The 21449-nt window shown below is 56.7% G+C and carries 18 protein-coding genes; 11 read left to right on the top strand and 7 right to left on the bottom strand.

Annotated features, from left to right (window positions below):
• Together mce and ASE04_RS28670 are read left to right on the top strand one after the other, a co-directional pair.
• Window positions 1-402: a methylmalonyl-CoA epimerase gene (gene mce / locus ASE04_RS28675; protein WP_056826047.1), complete on the top strand. Its 402-nt coding sequence runs from the start codon at window positions 1-3 to the stop codon at window positions 400-402.
• A gap of 36 nt (window positions 403-438) precedes the next feature.
• Window positions 439-2100 (top strand): electron transfer flavoprotein-ubiquinone oxidoreductase, encoded by a 1662-nt coding sequence (locus ASE04_RS28670; RefSeq protein ID WP_056826046.1) that lies wholly within the window; start codon window positions 439-441, stop codon window positions 2098-2100.
• A 159-nt stretch (window positions 2101-2259) separates the two neighbouring features.
• Here ASE04_RS28670 and ASE04_RS28665 read toward each other — a convergent pair whose 3' ends face one another.
• Window positions 2260-3282, bottom strand: a complete 1023-nt coding sequence (locus ASE04_RS28665; protein ID WP_156408911.1) for a LacI family DNA-binding transcriptional regulator — start codon at window positions 3280-3282, stop codon at window positions 2260-2262.
• A gap of 265 nt (window positions 3283-3547) precedes the next feature.
• On the opposite strand from ASE04_RS28665, the gene ASE04_RS28660 reads away from it, so the two are divergent.
• Window positions 3548-4828 carry an MFS transporter gene (locus tag ASE04_RS28660; RefSeq protein WP_056826044.1) on the top strand — a complete coding sequence of 427 codons (1281 nt, stop codon included), beginning with the start codon at window positions 3548-3550 and terminating at the stop codon, window positions 4826-4828.
• 67 nt (window positions 4829-4895) lie between these two features.
• On the top strand, window positions 4896-5996 hold the full coding sequence (locus tag ASE04_RS28655) for a mandelate racemase/muconate lactonizing enzyme family protein (RefSeq protein ID WP_056826042.1): 1101 nt from the start codon (window positions 4896-4898) through the stop codon (window positions 5994-5996).
• Between the two features lie 216 nt (window positions 5997-6212).
• On the opposite strand, the gene ASE04_RS32315 is transcribed toward ASE04_RS28655, so the two are convergent.
• From ASE04_RS32315 to ASE04_RS28645, 3 genes are all read right to left on the bottom strand, one after another.
• A complete protein-coding gene (locus tag ASE04_RS32315) occupies window positions 6213-6473 on the bottom strand; it encodes an aldo/keto reductase (RefSeq protein WP_082597538.1) in 261 nt (86 codons plus the stop codon).
• A gap of 647 nt (window positions 6474-7120) precedes the next feature.
• Window positions 7121-7429, bottom strand: a complete 309-nt coding sequence (locus tag ASE04_RS28650; RefSeq protein ID WP_056826039.1) for a VOC family protein — start codon at window positions 7427-7429, stop codon at window positions 7121-7123.
• Between the two features lie 111 nt (window positions 7430-7540).
• Window positions 7541-8698 carry an acyl-CoA dehydrogenase family protein gene (locus ASE04_RS28645; protein WP_056826037.1) on the bottom strand — a complete coding sequence of 386 codons (1158 nt, stop codon included), beginning with the start codon at window positions 8696-8698 and terminating at the stop codon, window positions 7541-7543.
• A gap of 385 nt (window positions 8699-9083) precedes the next feature.
• Here ASE04_RS28645 and ASE04_RS28640 point away from each other — a divergent pair, with 385 nt between their 5' ends.
• A complete protein-coding gene (locus ASE04_RS28640) occupies window positions 9084-10769 on the top strand; it encodes a GMC family oxidoreductase (RefSeq protein ID WP_443216933.1) in 1686 nt (561 codons plus the stop codon).
• A 118-nt stretch (window positions 10770-10887) separates the two neighbouring features.
• Here ASE04_RS28640 and ASE04_RS28635 read toward each other — a convergent pair whose 3' ends face one another.
• Window positions 10888-11295, bottom strand: a complete 408-nt coding sequence (locus ASE04_RS28635) for a carboxymuconolactone decarboxylase family protein (RefSeq protein WP_056826034.1) — start codon at window positions 11293-11295, stop codon at window positions 10888-10890.
• Between the two features lie 281 nt (window positions 11296-11576).
• Here ASE04_RS28635 and ASE04_RS28630 point away from each other — a divergent pair, with 281 nt between their 5' ends.
• The 5 genes from ASE04_RS28630 (at window position 11577) to ASE04_RS28610 (ending at window position 17085) form a co-directional block, all read left to right on the top strand.
• A complete protein-coding gene (locus ASE04_RS28630) occupies window positions 11577-12344 on the top strand; it encodes an SDR family NAD(P)-dependent oxidoreductase (protein WP_056826033.1) in 768 nt (255 codons plus the stop codon).
• Window positions 12345-12443: 99 nt separating this feature from the next.
• A complete protein-coding gene (locus ASE04_RS28625; protein ID WP_056826030.1) occupies window positions 12444-13217 on the top strand; it encodes an SDR family oxidoreductase in 774 nt (257 codons plus the stop codon).
• Between the two features lie 41 nt (window positions 13218-13258).
• Window positions 13259-13858 (top strand): VOC family protein, encoded by a 600-nt coding sequence (locus tag ASE04_RS28620; RefSeq protein WP_056826027.1) that lies wholly within the window; start codon window positions 13259-13261, stop codon window positions 13856-13858.
• 87 nt (window positions 13859-13945) lie between these two features.
• Entirely contained in the window at window positions 13946-15433 is a 1488-nt protein-coding gene (locus ASE04_RS28615; protein WP_056826025.1) for an aldehyde dehydrogenase, read from the top strand.
• 14 nt (window positions 15434-15447) lie between these two features.
• Window positions 15448-17085: a GMC family oxidoreductase gene (locus ASE04_RS28610; RefSeq protein ID WP_056826023.1), complete on the top strand. Its 1638-nt coding sequence runs from the start codon at window positions 15448-15450 to the stop codon at window positions 17083-17085.
• Between the two features lie 69 nt (window positions 17086-17154).
• Here ASE04_RS28610 and ASE04_RS28605 read toward each other — a convergent pair whose 3' ends face one another.
• Both ASE04_RS28605 and ASE04_RS28600 read right to left on the bottom strand, forming a co-directional pair.
• Complete coding sequence (locus ASE04_RS28605) at window positions 17155-18219, bottom strand: ABC transporter ATP-binding protein (RefSeq protein ID WP_056826021.1); 1065 nt, start codon at window positions 18217-18219, stop codon at window positions 17155-17157.
• A gap of 103 nt (window positions 18220-18322) precedes the next feature.
• Window positions 18323-19261 (bottom strand): SMP-30/gluconolactonase/LRE family protein, encoded by a 939-nt coding sequence (locus tag ASE04_RS28600; protein ID WP_056826019.1) that lies wholly within the window; start codon window positions 19259-19261, stop codon window positions 18323-18325.
• Between the two features lie 506 nt (window positions 19262-19767).
• Here ASE04_RS28600 and ASE04_RS28595 point away from each other — a divergent pair.
• Complete coding sequence (locus tag ASE04_RS28595; protein ID WP_056826017.1) at window positions 19768-21447, top strand: extracellular solute-binding protein; 1680 nt, start codon at window positions 19768-19770, stop codon at window positions 21445-21447.
• Window positions 21448-21449 lie beyond the last annotated feature (2 nt).

The following is a 21449-nucleotide window of genomic DNA, read 5'->3' as shown; positions in this document are numbered from 1 at the left end:
ATGTTAACCTGGCTCAATCACATCGCGATAGCCGTTCCGGATCTCTCCAAGGCTGCGGCGCAATACAAGTCGCTTGGTGCAAACGTCTCCGACCCTAAAGACCTACCTGAACACGGCGTCACCGTCGTGTTCGTCACCATTCCGAACACTAAGATCGAGCTCATGCATCCGCTAGGTCAGGGATCGCCAATCGAAGCATTTCTAGAACGAAACCCAAGCGGCGGCATTCACCATCTGTGCTTTGAGGTTGCCGAAATCGGCGAGGCTGCCGACAAGCTCCGCGACATTGGTGTGAGGGTTCTTGGAGACGGCACGCCGAAGCTTGGCGCTCACGACAAGCCGGTTCTATTCGCGCATCCCAAAGACTTCCAAGGCGCCTTGGTCGAGTTCGAGCAGATATAGGGTTGTACGAACGATCGGCCGATCAGGAGAAATCGAATGGCGGACGAAAGCGCGTTTGAACGTGAAAGCATGGAATTCGACGTGGTCATCGTCGGCGGTGGACCGGCCGGGCTGTCGGCTGCGATCAGGCTGAAGCAGGTCAATCCGGACCTTTCGGTCGTCGTCTTGGAGAAGGGCGCCGAAGTCGGCGCCCATATCTTCTCGGGCGCCGTCGTCGATCCCATCGGCATCGATCGGCTGCTGCCGGACTGGCGCGGCGAGACCGACCATCCGTTCAAGACCGAAGTCAATGCCGACCATTTCCTGGTGCTCGGTCCTGCCGGCTCGATCCGCCTGCCGAACGTTCTGATGCCGCCGCTGATGAGCAATCACTGCAATTACATCGTCTCGCTCGGCAACGTCTGTCGCTGGCTGGCGGGCCACGCGGAAGCCTTGGGCGTCGAGATCTATCCGGGCTTCGCCGCCACCGAAGTGCTCTACAATGACAAAGGCGCCGTCATCGGTGTCGCGACCGGCGACATGGGCGTCGAGAAAAACGGCGAACCCGGCCCGAATTTCACCCGCGGCATGGAACTGCTCGGCAAGTATGTGCTGATCGGCGAAGGCGTGCGCGGCTCGCTCGCCAAGCAACTCATCGCCAAGTTCGACCTGCAGAAGGATCGCGAACCGCAAAAGTTCGGCATCGGAATCAAGGAACTCTGGCAGGTCAAGCCGGAGAACCACAAACAGGGCCTCGTGCAGCACTCCTTTGGCTGGCCGCTCGGCATGAAGACCGGCGGTGGTTCCTTCCTGTATCATCTTGAAGACAACCTCGTCGCAGTCGGCTTCGTGGTTCACCTGAACTACAAGAATCCCTACCTCTACCCCTTCGAGGAATTCCAGCGCTTCAAGACGCATCCGGCGGTCCGCACCACCTTCGAGGGCGGCAAGCGCCTGTCGTACGGCGCCCGTGCCATTACCGAGGGCGGTTACCAGTCGGTGCCGAAGCTCACCTTCCCAGGCGGCGCCCTGATCGGCTGCTCGGCCGGCTTCGTCAACGTTCCCCGCATCAAGGGCAGCCATAACGCCGTGCTCTCGGGCATGCTGGCGGCGGACAGGATCGCTGACGCCATCGCCGCCGGCCGCGCCAATGACGAGATCATCGAGATCGAGAACGACTGGCGTTCGAGCGACATCGGCAAGGACCTGAAGCGGGTCCGCAACGTCAAGCCGCTGTGGTCGAAGTTCGGCACGGCCGTTGGCGTGGCGCTCGGCGGTCTCGACATGTGGACCAACCAGCTGTTCGGCTTCTCCTTTTTCGGCACGCTCGGCCACGGCAAGACCGACGCCCAGTCGCTGGAGCCGGCTTCCAAGCACAAGAAGATCGACTACCCCAAGCCCGACGGCGTGCTGACCTTCGACCGTCTCTCTTCGGTGTTCTTGTCGAACACCAACCACGAGGAGAACGAGCCGGTGCATCTGAAGGTCAAGGACATGGCGCTGCAGAAGTCGTCGGAACATGATATCTTCGCCGGTCCCTCGACGCGCTACTGTCCTGCCGGCGTCTACGAGTGGGTCGAGAAGGACGGGCAGGAGACCTACGTCATCAACGCACAGAACTGCGTCCACTGCAAGACCTGCGACATCAAGGATCCCAACCAGAACATCAACTGGGTGCCGCCGCAGGGCGGCGAGGGGCCGGTCTATTCGAATATGTGAGATATCAACAAGGACGCAACGCAAAGTGCTGATCCATCCGGAGACGGCTTCCGTAGCTGACGGTGCGATGGATGGATAAGACTTCGAACCCTTAACGACACTGTTTCCCTCGATCTACTAACTGGCCGTGAGCAGACTGGGGTGGTCTGAAAGCCAGCCTTACAGCCGTGATGTCGAACCGCGCGGGATCAACGTGGGAGAGGCAATTCGGATCTCGTTTTCGGCCTCTGCAAGAGTGAGTTGCAAAAGCTCGACCGCCGAAGAAGCTATGTGGTCGAACGGTACCCGCACACTGGTCATAGGTGGTGCGAGATGGCGCACAACGGGAATGTCGTTATAGCCAACCACCGAAACATCTGCAGGTACGGACAACCCGTGCGCTTCAAGCCAAGACATCGCGCCGATAGCGAGATTGTCATTGACTGCAAAAATCGCGGTCGGTCGGTGCGCGCCGCCATAGAGCTTTGCTGCTGCTGCTGCCCCGTCGTCAAAGTCAAATCCTGTGTTGACAAGCCAGTCGTCAAGCGGTTGAAAGCCGGCTTCTGACATCGCTCGCTCATAACCCCTCTGACGGCCGACCGAACTAGAGGCATAGGTCCTCCCTGCAATGATCGCTATTCTGCGGTGGCCGAGGTCGAGCAGGTGACGAGTTGCCAGATAGCCTCCAAGCTCGTCGTCGCCCAGAGAAGCGGGCCCCTTGCCATTTGTCCGCAATGCAAGGACGTAAGGCACCCCCTTGGCTTTTATTTCGCTTGGGACGACGTCACCGATTCTTGCTGTTGTCAGGATCAATCCGTCGACGCCTCTCGCCAACAAGGAATTTACGGCATGACGTTCGGCGGCCGCGTCCTCGTTGGTCGTGGCAACGATAGCAAATTGACCGAATTTCTGGCAAGCCTTCACCAGAGCCTCGTAAAACGTGCCCATAACTGTTTCTGCCAAGCTTGGAACCAATACCCCAATTGTCGAAGTCTTTCCTCGCCGGAGGTTCGCTGCTGAAATGTCACGGACGTAGCCTAGTTCGGCGGCAACCTGGCGCACACGCGTCGCTGAGGCGCTGTCCGAGCGGGGCAGGCGCTCATCAAGAATTCGAGATACCGTCGATTTGGACACACCCGCGGCGTCAGCCACGTCCCTCAAAGTTACGCTGGCGCCCGGGTTTCTTTTATTGTCGATAGGCATCCAAGCTCCCTCGCGTAGCAAAAACCATGTTTCGTGTCTTGACATCAGAACGCTCCATACACAAGATGGGAACGTTCCCGGGAACATTCCCGATCGAAGATTGGATCTGGAACGGCGGGAGGCGCGCTGCGTGTCGCCGCCATCGAGCAGCACCGTCAGGGAGGCGGAGCTGGTGGTGCCTTACCCGGCTGGTCTGTGCCTCTGGTCGCAGCCTCGTCGGGTCGGTGCGTGTAGCGGAATAGTTTGCTCTAGGGAGGAGCTTGCGATGAATACCATTACACCAAAGCAACGGCTCAGAGGCGCAGCGGTTGGCGCTTTCGTCGAGTGGTATGATTTCCACATATATGCGCTAACCGCGCCAACGATTGCGTCACACTTTTTTCCCAAGACGGAACCGGTAACGGCGTTGATCAGCACCTTCGCAATTTATGGGATTGCTTTCTTGGCACGCCCGCTCGGCGGAACGTTCTTCGGCTATTTCGGCGACAAGTTTGGGCGCATGCGCATCCTCAGCCTCACTGTGCTGCTGATGGGCACAGTCACATTCGCCACGGGTCTCCTGCCAACACACGATCAGATTGGTATCTGGGCACCGGTTCTTTTGGTGACCTGCCGACTCGCGCAGAGCTGCTTTGCAGCGGGTGAAACAAGTGGCGCTCTGAGTTACGTTGTAGAGACCGCGCCGGTTCGAAAGAGGGGCGCATGGGCAGCACTTATTGGTGGCTGGGGTTTCCTTCCAGTCGCTTTCGCCGCTGCGATCATTTACTTACTTCGACTGGTAATCGGAGACGATGCGTACGGAGACTGGGGATGGAGGCTACCATTCCTGATCGGCGGTGCTTTGGGTGTCATCGGTCTTTGGCTGCGCAAGAATCTTGATGATCCTGAAGAGTCGAACCTGGCACGCGCCGAGGCCCGAGACGTGAATCCGGTCAAGGCCGCTTCCTTCAGATCAAGTCGCGCGACCCTCAATGCAATCTTCCTGGTCTCACTTCATGCCGTCACAGCCTTCACCTTGTTGGGCTACATGTACACATTCCTACTGCAAACAGCCAAAGTCAGCACCGCAACTGCATTGCTCTCCAACGCGGCCGCAAACGTCTTGATATTCGTGCTCTTGCCAGTCGGTGGCTCGCTTGCTGACCGCTTCGGGCGCCGCCCGATGCTCCTCATCGGCGCTTCTTGGTTATTTCTGGCTGCATATCCGGCGTTCGCCCTTGCCTCGAATGGCACGGTTATGGGTGCGGTCGCAGGGCAGCTGGCACTCGTCATCGGTTTCTGCATCTATGCAGGAAGCAGTTTCGTCACGACCTTGGAACTGTTTCCGACCGCGATCCGGCAGTCCGGTCATGCCCTTGCTTACAACTTGAGCTTTGCTGTTTTCGGAGGCTTTACGCCCCTGCTCGCCACGTACATGGTTTCCAGCACCGGTTCGCCTTTGTCTCCCGCCATTCTTCTGATGATCGCTGCGATTGTTGGCGCCGTAACGGTAACTGTCACACCAGAGACGAAAGGGATTGATCTCAGATCGGCTGCCGTAAGCTGATTGGAACACGCCGGCAACGCGCGCTCGGACGCGCCTTGCCAACTCATAAAAACGAAAGGGCTGAGCAATGAAAGTGACAGGCATCGAAACCGTTCCCTATGTAATTCCATACCATCATCCGGTTGTCGCGGCCTCCGGCACCTTAAGCTGTGCCGAACATGTGTTGATCCGCATCCATACAGACGAAGGCATTATCGGCTTGGCGGAAGCTTCAGTCCGGGCATTCGTCTATGGGGAATCGCAGGTCTCGATCGTTGAAGCCGTCCGGCTTTGGTTCGAGCCCGCGCTGATCGGCAGCGACCCGTTTGCGGTCGAAGACATTGCTACGCGCCTTGCGTGGATTCCTGCGAACAACACGACACATGGGGCGATTGATATCGCTCTTCACGACATTCGCGGCAAAGCTGCAGGCATGCCATGCTGGCGACTGCTGGGTGGCAGTGGTGCGCCAATGCGCGTTACACACATCCTCACAATGGGGAAGCCGATGGAAGTCGCTGACGAGGCTTTGGAAGCAGGCGCCCGCTTTGCCATTTCGTCGTTCAAAGTCAAGGTCGGCAGCAAAGACTTGAAGTCCGACATTGAACGTGTTGCTGCTGTCCGCAATGCCGTCGGTACCAATGCTTCAATCTATCTCGACGCAAACCACGGATGGACGGCGGAGCAGGCCATCAAAGTTCTGAATGCCATGGTGGATTACGACATCGACCTCGTGGAAGAACCCAGTCCTTCAGAAGACCTGGTCGGACGACAGCGTCTAGCACGCCACGCTGCGATCGCGGTCATGGCAGATGAAAGTGCACCGACATTGGCTACGGCCACGCGCGAGTTGGTAAGCGGTTCCTGCCGAGCATTGAGCATCAAAACGACGCGAACGGGGTTCACAACCTCGGCGAAGCTCGTCGCGGTCGCCCAGGCCTTGGGTGGCCGGACGCTGATTGGATCTCAAGCGGATGGCATGATTGGAACCGCAGCGGCGTTGGCCTTCAGCTCGGCGCACCCGATGCTCGCTTGCGAACCCGGCGAACTCGACTACTACACAAACCTAAAAGACGATCTCGTCGTCGAACCATTGCAAGTGGCTGCAGGGGTATTGACGCCCAGTTCACGCCCTGGAATTGGCGTCGAAATCGATGAAGACAAACTCAGACATTACAAAGTTCGGTGAGCTCGAGAGTGACGTCTGATGCGACCAGTTGCGGAGTAGCACGACGCTAGATCCGCACCTCGTCGGCGCAGGCCGTCGCCGACCAGCAAACCAACGATACCCCGGCTGTCGGCGGCGAAAATGCAGGTCTTCCGGTGGCGGCGACAAGAGAGGGTCTACTTCCCTTGCATACGGCCTTGAAGCAGGAAAGCTTGCAAGCGATCGACGCGGGCCGGGCTACCAGCCCAACTTCAAGGCCTTGTTTTCCGTAGGCGGTGGGAAGGCCTTGTCAAGAAGGTCGCTCTCCAACGCCGTCAACGTAATTTCCGCAGCTTTGTAATTTTCGGTGACGCGTGTCGGCGACGAGGTCTTGGGGATCGTGATCACGTTCTTCTTTGCCAGAATGAAGGCAAGCGCAATTTGCGCCGGTGTCGCTCCTCTGTTCGCCGCGACCTCTTTGACTACTGTTCCCGTGAACCACTCGGCTGGACCTTTGATAGATGCCTAACCGAGCAGCTTGCTAAACTATTCGGTCATGAGGTTCGCACGAAGATCTCCCCGATCGTAGGCTCTAACTGGAGCCGTGCTGAGCTGACCGGCGGTGCCTAGAGCTCTGCAAAACGAAGCCATAGCAAGGCGCGCCACGTCCTCGCCCAGGCCTGTTACGAACGCCTCTTTTTCCGGGGAGGCGACGCATTGTCGGCGCTGGTAAGCCGTAGATTCCAGTTGGCTTTTTGACGCTTGAACGGCGCCACCCGGAGCAACAGCTTATGAACCTGCCGCATCGCTCGGCATTCGCAGGATTAACCCGTGACTTCGCCCTTGCTATAGGGCGTCCCGGCAACGCTGAGGAGGCGGGATGGCAAGAACTAGGAGCGACACCTTCGCCCGAAGCCAGGAAAGCCGAGCGATCACGGTAGCGCCCTATCGGACGTGTCACCCCATTCCAAGCAGATGAAAGGGTTTGGATGCGCCCGTAATAAGGGGCGCGTTCTGCATTCATGGGAGGAGCTCGACGAGGGTTCCGAACTGATCAGGCGGTTCGCATAGACCACCGCACGCGACCCATCCGCAGGGAGAACGGCGGTCACTTCGAGAAAGCCATTCTGCTCTAGATGTCGCTGGGCGGCGTCCATGTCACCCGGCTAGAAGGCGAGATGATGCAGTCCTTCGCGACCCGCATCGAGAAACTCTTTATAGGATGATGGTGCATCGTTGGACTGATGGATGAGCTCGATTTGCACGTCACCGAAATAGGCAAAGGCGATCGTGAAATCGACACCCCTTTGGACGGCCCCGATGCGCCCGCCACGGGAATTCTCGATCACCACGAATGGTCCGACCTTTAAGACTTTGGTCCAAAAAGCCATCGCATCGTCTATGTTTCTGACCACGTAGGCGAGTTGCAGACGCCTGCCGAGTATCGCTGTTTGCGTGAGATTGGCTGACAACATCCGTCATTTTCCTTCGCGCATGGCAAGCCGTCACACATGCTATCAGGTCTCTACAGAAGTCGGCCACTCCTCTCCGGCTCCCGGAGGGAGCGGACTGCCTGCTTCACGTTGTCACGCACTCTTTGCCGGACGTTGGCTGAACCGTCGATCGAAGATGAATTCGGCCATTCGGTTTTTCATCATCTCGACGGAACCGCCCGCAATCATCCACCCCTTGGTACGCAGCATGCAATACTCTGCCAAGGTTTCCCGGCTGTACCCCATCCCGCCCATAATCTGAACGGACTCACAGGCAACGTCGAAGCCGACCTGATTGCAGGCAAGCTTTGCCAATGTGGTATCATATGCGGACGGGAGACCAGTATCCGCCCCGACTGCCGCTTTATAGAGAAGGAGCTGCGCGGATTCGAGTTTCATGGCCATGTCGGCAAACTTCCATTGCAGCCCCTGGAACTCGCAAAGAGGCCGTCCGAACTGCTTCCGTTCGATGGCGTAATCGCGCGCAAGATTGTAGGCGTGACGACCGATCGCCAACGATCGAGCGGTATTGCCAATCCGCTCGGCGTTGAATGCTGTGATCTGTTGCTTGAAACCGCCTGGTCCGAGTAACAGGTTCTTCTTGGGTACACGCGCATTCTCAAAATAAAGCGGGCACCACTCCTCACCACTCATGAATTCTGACGGCTCGCCAACGGTAAACCCTGGTGTTCCTTTTTCGATGATAATCGATCCGATACCATCGATCCCTGGAGCAAATCGGCAATAAACAAGAAAGATTGATGCGTCGCGGCTATGCGTCCCAAAGACTTTCTGACCGTTGACGATATAGTCGTCACCATCTTCCTTAACGGATGTGCGCAGATCGGTTGCTGCAGAACCCGCCTCAGGTTCAGTCATGCCAAGCGAAATCACCATTTCGCCGGAAAGAAGAGGAGCCAGCCACTTTTCTTTCTGCTCCGCGTTCGCATATTCCGCGAAAGTCCTGATCGCCCCGAAATTTCCCGCCTGGATGATATCGGCGCTTTTGGGACATACCAAGGCCATCTGTTCGATCGCAATGACAGCATCCATCAAGGTGCCACCCATGCCTCCATCCTCGGGTTTAATGGTGATCCCAAGAAGGCCTTGACTAGCGATCATTTTTGCTTCTGCCCAAGGATATTCCTTGGAATGGGCTCGCTTTAGTGCGCCGTCCTTGAGTTTGTCATTAGCGAAGCGGCGAACGCTTTCCGAAAAAAGCGCTTGTTCGTCGGTGAGCGCGAAATCCATAAATTCCTCCAATTCAATCGGGACAATGCCTTAAAGCCGCCGTGGGTACATCCGTGTAACCGACCAGCCACAATCGGCGCATATAAGCTAATCTCATTTAATAGGACATTTTTCAAGAACATTTTGAGAGCGGCGATAACACGGATCGTCGAAGCTAGTGCTGGTAAAAAATCACGATCACTGCTCCGAAGAAGGGCAAGGGCCGGAACTCTTCACCGCCTACGTCGCCCCGAGCGCGGACGTTGGCGTAAAGCAGTGATAACAAAAAATGTTCACACTGCAGGATTTTATCTTTATAAGCTTTTTGTTGATTGTCGGGCGGCGAAAGCTCGCCGCGCGCACTGAGTTCAGTTCGCGTTGAAAAGGAAGTATCGCCGGCAACGCCATGTCCGCAGCCGCGCGGTTTGAAACGAATCTTAGTTGTGGAGAGGGGCTCGGGGAGGCCTACATCGTGGAGGCATACGACTACGTGATCATCGGAGCAGGATCGGCGGGCTGCGCGGTTACGCGAAGCCTGGTGGAGGATCCTGAAAACCAAGTACTGCTCCTGGAAGCAGGTTCGCACGCGAACAGATTTTGGGTCAATACGCCTGCTGGGATGGCGAAACTCTATTTCCACAAGGATTTGAATTGGAACTTTCACACGGAGCCAATGCCAGCGCTCAATAATCGCCAGATGTATTGGCCGCGCGGCAAGCTTTTGGGCGGTTCAAGTTCCATCAATGGCATGATTTTCATCCGCGGGCACCGGAGCGATTTTGATTATTGGCGAGATCAAGGCAATCCAGGTTGGGGATATGACGATCTTCTTCCTTACTTTCGGCAGATGGAACATTTCGAACGACGATCTGATCGTTGGCGCGGTCAAGATGGACCGCTCTGGGTGAGCGATCCCATCAAGAAGATGCCATCCAGCTATGACTTCATCGAATCAGCCAAGCGCTTGCAGATTCCAGAGACGGAAGACATGAATGGCGAGGTGCATGATGGCGTCGGTTTCATGCAGCATACGATCAAGAATGGACAGCGCTGGTCAGTATATAAGGCATTCGTAGAGCCGATCCTGAACCGTGCGAACTTAACGCTAAGAACCGAGGCGCACGTGCAGCGCATATTGTTCGAGGGACGCGTCGCCGTCGGAGTGGAAATTCTTCATAAAGGCGAGCTTAGAAAAATACGGGCGAGACGCGAGGTCATTGTCTCCAGCGGGGCGATCAATTCGCCAAAGCTGCTCATGCTATCCGGTGTGGGTCCGGTCGAGGAATTGCGGCGCCACGGTATTGCAATCAACTTAGCCAGCGAGGGCGTCGGCCAGAACTTGCAGGATCATTTCTACATTCATGCCGGCTTTCGCACGACGCCGGAAAGCTCTTATAACGAACGCATCAGGGGCATACGAAAATACTGGGAAGGCTTTAAGTACCTTCTGACCCGCAAGGGTTACCTGGCGTTGGGTGCGTCCCAGGTAGCAGCTTTCGTCAAGAGCGACCCGAGCCAGAACTATGCAGATCTCCAGATCAGTTTTCGCCCAATGACGTTTGATTTCCATCCTTCCGGGCGGATGGTCGTCGAGGCGTTTCCTGGTGTCGGTGCCTCCGTCTATGTTTGTCGCCCCAAGACACGTGGCACGATCACGTTGCGATCCGCCGACCCTTCCGACAAGGCAGTCTGCAATCCGAACTTCATGACCAACAGCGACGACATCGCCGCGATGATCAGCGGGTTCAAAATCACCCGGCAAATTATGTACACGGAGCCGATGGCCTCCCGTGTGATCGCCGAGGAGCTGCCAGGACCATCGGTTAAGACGGACGAGGATATCCACCGGTATCTGGAAGATTACGGAGCAACGCCGCAGCACACAGTCGGTACCTGCAAGATGGGCAATGATGACTTGTCGGTTGTGGACGAACGCCTAAGGGTTCGCGGCGTCGAGCGCCTGCGGGTCGTCGATGCGTCGATCATGCCGCAGCTGACCTCTGGAAACACCAATGCGCCTTCGATTGTCATTGGCGTCAAAGGCGGCGACATGATCCGCCAGGATGCTTTGTCGCGCCGGCTCTCCGCTTAGAGCGTGGCGGGCGCTCGCCCGCCACAGCGACAACGCTCTCCAGTCCGTGCGTGTTGGTGCCCGTAACAGCGTGCCCGAGCATCAAGCGTTAGGGTACGCCTCTCAGAAGACGCCTACTTCAGCGGTCGTTACCTCCGCCGTCTTCGCTCACTCTGTTCTTGAAATTCTCGAACTCCTCGACGACAAGTGGGAGGGCTGTCGACATGCCATGCAAGTTTGATAGGCTGACGATCTCAAGAGCTTCCATAATTTCATCCTCGCTCGCACCGGCTTCTAACGCGGCCTTTGTTTGACCCGTGACGCCAGCATGGTGAAACTGAAAGGCGTTCAAGGATACCATCAGGATGTGCTTGAATTTTTGTGGCAAGCTAGAACGGTGATAAAGCGGGTGCATGACTGTGTCGTGAAGCCGCTCAAGCATGTCCGGGTCACGCTCCGCCAAGATCTTCGTCCACCCCCGTGCAGTACCGCGGTCACGCTCGACCCGTTCGAGCACCTCCTTCGTCCTTCTTTCGTCACTCGTCATGGCCAATGTCCTCTTCCACGATTTCGTAAAATATCTCTAATAGTGCGATTGGTGTCAACAGGAATGCCCGCTCACCAAGCAAGCCCTTGAAACCCAACTTTCGCAAATGCATTTGACAAAATCCTAGTCTATAGGATATCTTCATAATGTCGACTGACGGTGTTGATTGTGCGGCGGCGCTCTCGATGTGGCCCAGTCAGCACCCTTTCGCAGGCGAACCGTTTCCTCGCGATCGGGGTCGAAACGGGCGTGCGAACTCATCATCTGGGAGGGGTGTGAGCATGAAAAAAATCGCGGTGGTAACAGGTGGAACATCCGGCATCGGGCGGCGGACGGTCGAACGGCTCCTCAATGAGGGTTGGTCGGTTTGGAGCCTGGGGCGGTCAGAGCAGCTCCTTCAACAGCAACGCGACGATTATCAGCACACTGGTGGATTCCGATATGCCCTTTGCGACGTCGCGGATGCAGCCAGTGTCGCATCGGCCTTTGCGGAAATTGCCAGGTCGGTTGAGGGAATAGACGCGCTTGTCTGCTCTGCCGGGATTAACATCACCGGTTCCATGGAAGAGATGACCCCGGAAGATGCTGATAGGCTCATCGGGGTCAACGTGAAGGGCCCATGGTTATGTTCGCGAGCCGCATTGCCGCTCCTTCGCAAACGCGCCACGCCCTCCAATCCGGCCCGTATCGTAATTTTGGGTTCAATCGGGGGGATGCGACCGAAGGCCGGCGCCGGCGTCTATTCGGCAACGAAGGCTGCGGTCCATGTCTTAGCGGGCGTCATGGCGGTCGAGTTCGCGCCTTCGGGTGTCACAGTCAATGCGGTCGCACCCGGTACCACGCGCACACCGATGATCGAGACGGCGCAGAAAAATGCCAGCGCCACTTCCGGGTTCAAGCTGTCAGGCGCATCGCCGCTCGGACGTATCGGCGAAGTCGATGATGTCGTCGATGTGATCGATTTTTTCCTGAGCGACGCATCGAAATACGTCAATGGGGCGGTGCTGCCCGTCGATGGTGGAACCAGAGCAGCGTTCGTCAAATCCTGACCCCACGCAGGCGCCTCCAGATCAGGAAGCACCATGAGGGGTGGTAAGAAGCTTACGTCGTGGCCGGGAGGCGGAGCAACATAACCGAGGAGGACATTCATGGGTAAGGTGAGATATGATTTTACAGGTGAAGTCGCGCTCGTAACCGGAGCGGCAGCTGGGATGGGGTTGGCCGCAGCTAGAGCTTTCGCCGAGGCCGGCGCAAAAGTGGTTCTTTCCGACATCGACGAAAAACAGTTGCAAAAAGCCGTGGAGGAAATCCGGTCCGAGGGCGGTGAGGTGACTTCGTTCGTGTGCAACGTCGCCGACGACGATCAGGTCAAGGCTTTGATTGCAAAGACCGTAGAGATCTATGGTCGGCTCGACTGTGCATTTAACAATGCGGGCGTCATCACCCGTGCCAAAGATATTGCCGACATGGCAGTCGATGAATACGACCACGTGATGTCCATCAATCTGCGGGGCGTCTGGAGCGCCATGAAATATGAGATCATCCAGATGAAAAAGCAGGGATGGGGCGGTGCAATAGTCAACAACTCCTCGCTGGCTGGCAAAGTTGGTGTTGCCCAACGTGCTCAATATGTGGCTGCCAAACATGGCATGCTCGGACTGACCAAGTCAGCCGCCCTGGAAGCGGGGCGCGACGGAATTCGGATCAACGCAATCTGCCCTGGGACGATCGATACGCCCATGGTCCATCGAATGGTCAACGACAATGATTTGGACACGAAGCTTTCCAAAGCAGCCGTGCCGCTTGGCCGACTGGGAACGGTTGAAGAGATCGCCCACGCCGTACTGTGGCTTTGCAGCAACGGGTCGTCCTATGTCATCGGCGAACCGCTCTCTGTCGATGCCGGGGTCACGATTCAATAACCGGGCCACTTTCCAAAATTCCTCTCAAAAAGGTCGTGAACATGATCCCCGGAGCAGAATCGACATTTCTGGCGCCTTTGCTCGGACCCGTGCGACAGCTCGGCTATGTGGTGAACGATCTTGAAGCCGCGATTGGCTTTTGGACGAATGTCCTACGGGTCGGTCCCTTCGTGGTTGTTGAAGAAGCGATAGGGGACCGTGACTTCGTCTACAAAGGGATCAAACGAGACATCAGAACGTCGCTTGGCTTTTGCTATTGCGGCGACGTCCAGCTGGAACTAGTTCAGCAGATTAACACGGTTGTTTCGCCCTACAGGGACTTCCTCGACGATGGTCGCGAAGGCCTCCACCATGTTGCGTTTTTCCCGGATGATTACGAGCTCTGCTGTGATCAACTTCGCGGTGGCGGGCTGAATGAAGTTGCTTGGGTCGCAGGAAGGGATGGGGTCAAGACCAATAGCTTCTTTGGTGGACCAAGTGGCCTTGGCTATATGATCGAGCTTAATGCCGTGACACCCGAACGCCTGACATATTACGAGGGTTTCAAGTTACTGGCACAGTCGTGGGATGGAAGCCGTCCCATCCGCCGCTACAAGACCCGCGCGGATTACATCGCCTCTGCCGACTGTCAGTCGAGATGATTAAAACAGCCGTCACGCCTCACGAAACGGTCGCGCCGGCGTTATCGGCGCGTCAGTGCAAGTGGACCATACAGGAGTTATAGCAGCATGCAGACCTATCAGCATTGGATCGGCGGAAAACATCACAGCCCCGCTTCGGGTGAGTGGCTCGACACCACGGAACCATATACGGGCAATGCCTGGGCAAAGATCGCCAGGGGCAACCAGAAAGATGCTGACGCGGCCGTCGCCTCGGCGCATGAAGCAATGTTCAATGGACCTTGGGCTCGGATGAACCCGACCGAGCGTGGCCACATTCTGCGTCGTATCGGCGATCTCTTGTCCGATCCGCAAAACGCCGAGCGACTGGCCCAGTACGAATCGCGTGACAATGGCAAGATCCTGGCGGAGATGCGCCATCAGCTGAAGACGATCCCAAGCCACTGGTATTACTTTGCCGGACTCGCAGACAAGATCGAAGGCACGGTTATCCCGGTCGACAAGAATGAGATGCTCGCGATGACCTATCGGGAACCGGTAGGCGTCGTAACAGCGTTGACCGCCTGGAATTCGCCGCTTGGTTTTGTCGCCCTCAAGTGCCCGCCATTGCTGGCGGCGGGCTGCTCTGTCGTAGTCAAGCCATCAGAATTTGCATCGGTAAGCACGCTCGCCTTCGCAGAACTGACCAAGGAAGCTGGTCTTCCAGACGGCGTCCTGAACGTCGTTACCGGCTTCGGACAAGAGATTGGCGCTCGGCTCGTCGAACATCCTGATGTCGCCATGGTCACCTTCACCGGCTCCGATGCGACGGGAAAGCGGATTTACGAAACCGCGGCGCGGGGGATGAAGCGGGCGGCGATGGAGCTTGGTGGCAAATCGCCAAACATCGTGTTTGAAGATGCGGATCTCGATCAGGCCTTATTGGGTGCAGTGGCAGGCATTTTCGGCGCGGCTGGCCAGATGTGTACAGCGGGTTCAAGGCTTCTGGTGCAAAACTCGATCAAGGACGAGTTCATCGCACGGCTTACAGATACGGCGCGCAATTTGAAACTCGGTGATCCCGCCAGTGCCGATACGCAGATAGGGCCAATCGCCACACAACCGCAGTTCGACAAGGTGCTGCACTACGTCAATGTCGCCAGAGCCGACGGCGCCGATTGCATTTTGGGCGGGCATCCCGCAACGGGCCCGACCTTGACGGGCGGCCTGTTCTTCGAGCCGACCATCTTCACCGGCGTCACCAGCAAGATGCGCATCGCGCAAGAAGAAGTCTTCGGACCGATCCTTTCGGTCATTGGTTTCGAGAACGAGGAAGAGGCTGTCACAATCGCCAATGATGTCATCTACGGCCTGGCTGCTGGCGTCTGGACGCGCGATATCGGCCGAGCCGTGCGCCTGTCAAAAGCCCTGCACGCGGGAACCGTATGGGTAAACACCTATCGGGCCTATAGTGCCATGGTCCCTTTCGGTGGCGTGAAGCATTCGGGCATTGGCCGAGAAAGCGGCCTCGACGCGATCAACGAGTTCTTGGAAACCAAGAGTGTCTGGATTTCGACGGCCCAATCCGGACCAGCCAACAATTTTGTTCAGCGCTAGGGAAGGGGACGGATATGTCCGACTTCCATTCTGCCCAAGACACCGGCCATTGGGACTATATCGTGGTCGGTGCCGGTAGTGCTGGCAGCGTTGTCGCTGCAAGGCTGAGCGAAAATCCGGGAACCCGAGTGCTCCTGCTGGAATCCGGTCCTCCAGATTCGCTCCTCCTGAAAGCATTTGGACTTGGATACTATTTCGACCTGTCGCGCTACGAGTGGGGATACTGGTCAGAACCCGACCTTACTCGGAACGGACGGTCTGATCATTGGCGGCGTGGTCGGGTCGTCGGCGGCACGGGAAGCATCAATGGCATGAACTACGTGCGGGGAACGCGCTCGGACTACGACCGATGGGCGGCCATGGGCAACATCGGATGGTCAGCCGACGACGTGATGCCGCTGTTCCGCGCCTTGGAACGTGTTGAACTGCCTTTCGAACATCACCCCGACACCACAATCCGCGGTACGACCGGTCCAGTCCCGGTTCGAGAAGTGAGACAGTGTCACCCACTAACCGGGGCGTTTTTGGCATCAGCGGAAGCTGCCGGCTATGCGCGGACCCCAGACTACAACGGAACCCGGCAAGAAGGGGTTGGACGCGGACAGTTCAACCAGATCCGCGGCTTTCGGCGCACGTCAGCCGATGTCATTCTCAAGCCAGCTTTGCGGCGCAAGAATCTGGAACTGTTCACGTGCGCTCACGTCCAAAAGCTCATAATCAAAGACGGGAAGGTCAGCGACATCATTTTTGATCGCGCGGGTACCCTGTGCCGCGCGCGTCCGCAACGCGTTGTCCTATGCGGTGGCGCGATCAACACGCCGCAGATCCTTATGCTGTCCGGGATTGGTGATCCAAAAGACCTAGTCCCACTCGGCATCGAGCCGAAGCTCGAGCGCCGGCGTGTCGGCAAGAACCTCATGGAACACCCCCTTATTAGAACGGCATTTCGCGCCTCGTTGCCAACCTATAATCCGACCGAGGGCCTATTGCAGAAGGTTGGCTTCCTTGCAAAATTCCTCTTCTCTGGTCAAGGGCCGATTGCCACGCCCGCTGAAGCCCAAGCTTTTCTTCGATCGCGACCTGAGGAACCTGAACCTGACGTCCAGATCCATTTCGCACCCCTTGCGGCCGTGTTCGCCAAGGAACGCACGAATTTCTACAAGGGCGTGACGATCCTCCCCTATCCATCATTCTCCATTCACATCAACAAGAGCCATCCCAAGAGCCGCGGTACGGTTCGGCTGACAAGTGCAGATCCCCACATCGCGCCACAAATACATCCCAATCTGCTTGGCGACGTAGAAGATGTGGAGACTTTAGTAAGAAGCATCCTGCTCTTGCGGCGCATCGTCTCGGAAAAACCATTGGCCGACATGATCACCGAGCACGTCGACCCGCAGCTAGGGCTCGTCACCCACGACGAACTTGTCGATTATGTCAGGAATACGACGAGTCTGGCTTATCACCCCGCGGGCACGTGCAGCATGGGCACGTCCGACGATGATGTTGTCACGCCTGGCCTGAAAATGCGCGGGCTGGACAATCTTTGGATCGCCGACGCGTCGGTGATGCCTGATCTCATCAGCGGCAACATCAATGCAGCCTGTATGATGATCGGCGAGAAAATCGGACGCCAGCTGCGCGACAGCTGAGGACCCAGAAGCGGGTTGATGCGCACTGGGCCCTATGGGATCGACAGCGTTATCCTGCAGACACTCCGTTCATTCGATGCGCTTGCCGCTTTCTGCGTCGAAAAGGTGAACTGCGGAAACGTCCGGAAGGATTTTAATGGTCGAATGCCACTTGGCATTGATACGTTCGCGGAAAACGGCCATCAGCTTACTTTGCCCTAGCATGAAGACAACTGCGGTTTCAGCCCCGGTCGGTTCAACGACGCGAACTTCGCATTCAACGCCTGTTTCGCTGATAATGAAATGTTCCGGCCTCACTCCGTAAAGCAGATCTTTTCCCCTTGCACTATCTGAGATCTGACCGACCGGAAGGCTTACGCCGTCATCAGAAATGAAGCGAGGCGAGCCATCGTCCATCAAACGCCCACGGATGAAATTCATCGATGGCGAGCCAATGAAACCCGCAACGAAGACGTTTTTGGGACGATCGTAAAGCTCGATCGGTGTCCCCACTTGTTCGAGGTGACCATTGCGCAGAACAGCGATTCTGTCAGCCATGGTCATGGCTTCGACCTGATCGTGCGTCACGTACACGGTGGTGGTCTTGAGACGCTGATAGAGCTCCTTGATCTCGCCGCGCATCTGAACGCGCAGCTTTGCGTCGAGGTTGGACAGCGGTTCATCAAAAAGAAACACCGCAGGATCGCGGACGATTGCACGCCCCATCGCCACCCGTTGTCGTTGGCCGCCGGAAAGCTCACGCGGGTAGCGAGAAAGGTAAGGGACGAGATCCAGGATCTCAGCAGCTTTTCGCACCCTCTGCTCGACCTCCTGCTTCGGGGTCTTGCGAAGCTTCAGCGCAAAGCCCATGTTATCCGCCACTGTTTTGTGCGGGTACAGCGCATAGCTTTGAAACACCATGGCAATATCGCGATCTCGGGGAGGGAGGTCGTTCACGACCGCGTTGCCGATGCTGATGTCACCCTTGGTGACCTCCTCAAGTCCGGCGATCATGCGCAACAATGTGGACTTGCCGCACCCAGACGGTCCAACGAGAGCGATAAACTCACCGTCCTTGATAGAAAGCGATACGCCATGCATCACCTCAAGCGCTCCATAGGACTTACGGATACCATTGATTTCGATTGATGCCATTGTAACCCTCCAGATTGTAACACCAATTGCTCTTCGTGAGCGGACAAGAACGCGTGGAGGCTGATCCACTTTGCGTCCCAAGCCGGCCGCGACCGCGACTAAATTAGGCTGCTTGCGGCAGATAGCGGCGCTTTAGTCCACTGACTTTCAGATTGATCGAAAATAACGTGGTGATGCAGCAGATGTAGAGCCGGTTGAGGCTTGGCCCGCCACCGAATTCAACATTGCCGCAGACCTCGGGTGTTGCAATGCATCCGATCCGTTCTCCATGCGGATTGAAGCATTGGACGCCGTCACCAGCGCCGACCCATATATTTCCGCGCTCATCAAGTCGCATGCCATCGAAAATAAAAGCGTCGCATTCGGCAAAGACGCTGCCACCGGTCACGCGTCCGTCACCGCTGACGTCGAAGACGCGAATATGGGCCGGGTCGGAGGGGGAATGGGTGCGACCGCTATCGACAACGTAGATCTTTTTTTCATCTGGAGAGAACGCCAAACCATTGGGCATGATCATGTCCGTGATCACCGCATCGATCTTGCCCGATGAGGGATCGACGCGGAAGACATAGTGGGCGCCGATGTCGCTTTCTGCTGTCGGAGCACCATAGTTGTTATCAATTCCGTAGGGTGGATCGGTAAACCAAATCGACCCATCGGATTTGACGACAACGTCATTCGGCGAATTTAGCGCTTTTCCCTGCCAACGATCGGCGATGATGGTGATCGAACCATCATGTTCTGTCCGGGTCACACGGCGCGAGGCATGCTCGCAGGTGATGAGACGCCCCAATAGATCAACCGTGTTGCCGTTCGCATGCTGTGATGGCTGTCGGAAAATGCTAACGGACCCGTCAGTCTCGTCGAGCCGAAACATCCGATCTCGGGGAATGTCGGACCAGACAAGGTAACGTCCGCCCCCAAAGTATGCGGGGCCCTCGCTGTACCCTGTCCCGGTATACAGGGGGACAAGATCCTCGTTGTGATCGATGAGATCATCGAAATCAGGGAAATAGCTCCGATACGCTGGATTGCGCTCCATTTTTCCTCCTCTGCATAGCTCACAACCCGCTCTCCTCAGCCGGTCATGCGACATCTAAAAGTCGCATAGAATGAGACAATTTACAATAGCGCAACGTGGAGTGCGACATTGAGCGCCAAAATCGAAAATATCGAACGCTCTGCCGTCTGACGTTCACCTTCATGCACCGGCACGATCACCTTCCGCTGACTGGTCGCCGCCACCCTCGCGAAAGGCTTTGAAGCAGGCACTCTCATGGGTCGCATGCACCAAGGCTGGCCTAGGAGAGGCAGCAGAATATGAAAAATAAAATCTCACTATACAGGATGTCTGTTGACACCGCGGTAGGCCAAGGGTTAGCTTTGCAAGACATCGGGATTGTCGATCATTCCCGTTGCTGCGCAGCTCAATCGGCAAGAGCATATCGCGTGCTTACATGCATCGTTGCCGTGCAGCGAAAAGATTGGAGTTATCCGACGCATCTGAAAGCTTAAATTGTTCACTTTGGCAGTCTGGGAGGACCTACCATGAAGCTGGAAATTTACGATCAGTACATGCGCATGAGCCGGAGATCGCTTCTCCAAAGCGCCGCAAGCTTGGCGGCTGTTAGCGCAGCGACCACCTGGCCGAATTCACTCTTTGCAACTGATATGTCGCCGGAGGATGTGGACCTGCGCAAGCAGATTGCGCAGGTGCCCGGCGTTGGCGCACGCCAGCCAACCGATTCGGACTGGCAAAGGGTAGGGGAGCTATGCTTGGGGCCGACCAAGAAAAATGTCAAGCCCGGTGAATTCAAGGGTGTGGAACTGAGGTTCATGGGCCTGAACACCCAAAACCTTCATATCATCCTGTTCCGCGGGCTGCTCAAGGCTTGGGAAGATTACACAGGCGCCAAGATCACCTATATCGATCTGGACAACAACACTTTCAATGCGAGATTGCAGCAGTCGATCGCCCTCAAGACAGTCGACTTTGATCTGCTGGAGATGGGCCCCCCGTTCGAAGGCGATACGGCAGGACGTGGTTTGCTCTCCGAGATGCCGGATTGGGTGCCAGCCCAAATTGACATGGACGACTACGTCAATTACCTGAAACCGCCGATCGGGACTTGGGACGGAAAGACCTATCGGATATCAGTTGATGGCGACTGCCACATCTTCAACTATCGAACAGACGTCTTTTTTGATCCTTCATTTTCCGAAGCGTGGACTGCATACGGGGAAGACAAGGCCGGCTTGTCGTCCTGGGGAGTACCAGCCACCTGGCAGCAGGTCCAAGCGACCACGAAGTTCCTGAACGGCAAGGAACTCGACGGGGTAAGCGTCTACGGCTATCTCGACCATTGCAAACCCTGGGGCGGTTTCGGATTTTACTTCTTGATGGATCGCGTCGCGCCCTACGCGAAGTATCCTGGCGAGCCCGCATGGATTTTCGATCCTCAAACAATGGAGCCACTCGTCAACAACCCCGCCTGGGTTCGTGCAATCCAGGACGTCGTTGATGCACTACCCTTCGAACCTTCAGACCAGCTGAACATGGACGGGATGGGAACGGGCTTCACGCAGTTTCTTGCCGGAACCGGATCGATGATCTCATGGTGGGGGGATATCGGGCAAAATGCCAATACAAGTGACCAATCGGTCGTGGGCGACCGCATTGCGTTCAGCGTAAACCCTGCCTCTGACGAGGTGTATAATGTCAAAACGCAAAAATGGGAAAAACTTGCATCCGGTCCGAACGCCGCACCCAACATGGCGTTCGGCGGGCTCGGCATCTATGTGACGAAGCGAGCGGAAAGCGATCCGGTCAAACACAAGGCGGCCTGGTCAGCCGCCGCACATCTGGGCGGCAAGGACCTTGCACTTTGGCTCTCACTGTACCCGTCGGGCATGCAACCCTACCGTAACAGCCAGTTCACGGTCAGTGAATATGTTGGCGCGGGATACAATGAAAACTATATCACCAGCTATCTCAAGGCGACTCAGGATACGTATAACCACCCAAATCCGGCGCTCGATCTGCGTATCCCCGGCACGTTTCAATATTACAGTGCAGGCGAAGAAATCTTGGCGAAGATCTACTCCGGCGGGATGACAGCGCAGCAGGGAGCTGACGCCATCGCGGCGGCTTGGAACAAGATCACGGACCAGCTGGGACGCGAGAGCCAGATTAAGCTTTACCAGCAGGCGCTCGGACGCAAGGTTTAAAC

Origin of the sequence: Rhizobium sp. Root708 (assembly GCF_001429725.1) — a bacterium.
GTDB lineage: Bacteria > Pseudomonadota > Alphaproteobacteria > Rhizobiales > Rhizobiaceae > Rhizobium.
This window is presented reverse-complemented; position numbering and strand designations above follow the sequence as displayed.

Coding starts and splice junctions, on each gene's coding strand:
- ASE04_RS28650 (WP_056826039.1), bottom strand. CDS start 7,429: ATGTTGTCAGCCAATCTCACGCAAACAGCGATACTCGGCAGGCGTCTG.
- ASE04_RS28635 (WP_056826034.1), bottom strand. CDS start 11,295: ATGACGAGTGACGAAAGAAGGACGAAGGAGGTGCTCGAACGGGTCGAG.
- ASE04_RS28615 (WP_056826025.1), top strand. CDS start 13,946: ATGCAGACCTATCAGCATTGGATCGGCGGAAAACATCACAGCCCCGCT.
- ASE04_RS28630 (WP_056826033.1), top strand. CDS start 11,577: ATGAAAAAAATCGCGGTGGTAACAGGTGGAACATCCGGCATCGGGCGG.
- mce (WP_056826047.1), top strand. CDS start 1: ATGTTAACCTGGCTCAATCACATCGCGATAGCCGTTCCGGATCTCTCC.
- ASE04_RS28670 (WP_056826046.1), top strand. CDS start 439: ATGGCGGACGAAAGCGCGTTTGAACGTGAAAGCATGGAATTCGACGTG.
- ASE04_RS28660 (WP_056826044.1), top strand. CDS start 3,548: ATGAATACCATTACACCAAAGCAACGGCTCAGAGGCGCAGCGGTTGGC.
- ASE04_RS28610 (WP_056826023.1), top strand. CDS start 15,448: ATGTCCGACTTCCATTCTGCCCAAGACACCGGCCATTGGGACTATATC.
- ASE04_RS28620 (WP_056826027.1), top strand. CDS start 13,259: ATGATCCCCGGAGCAGAATCGACATTTCTGGCGCCTTTGCTCGGACCC.
- ASE04_RS28595 (WP_056826017.1), top strand. CDS start 19,768: ATGAAGCTGGAAATTTACGATCAGTACATGCGCATGAGCCGGAGATCG.
- ASE04_RS28605 (WP_056826021.1), bottom strand. CDS start 18,219: ATGGCATCAATCGAAATCAATGGTATCCGTAAGTCCTATGGAGCGCTT.
- ASE04_RS28665 (WP_156408911.1), bottom strand. CDS start 3,282: ATGCCTATCGACAATAAAAGAAACCCGGGCGCCAGCGTAACTTTGAGG.
- ASE04_RS28655 (WP_056826042.1), top strand. CDS start 4,896: ATGAAAGTGACAGGCATCGAAACCGTTCCCTATGTAATTCCATACCAT.
- ASE04_RS28640 (WP_443216933.1), top strand. CDS start 9,084: ATGTCCGCAGCCGCGCGGTTTGAAACGAATCTTAGTTGTGGAGAGGGG.
- ASE04_RS28625 (WP_056826030.1), top strand. CDS start 12,444: ATGGGTAAGGTGAGATATGATTTTACAGGTGAAGTCGCGCTCGTAACC.
- ASE04_RS28600 (WP_056826019.1), bottom strand. CDS start 19,261: ATGGAGCGCAATCCAGCGTATCGGAGCTATTTCCCTGATTTCGATGAT.
- ASE04_RS28645 (WP_056826037.1), bottom strand. CDS start 8,698: ATGGATTTCGCGCTCACCGACGAACAAGCGCTTTTTTCGGAAAGCGTT.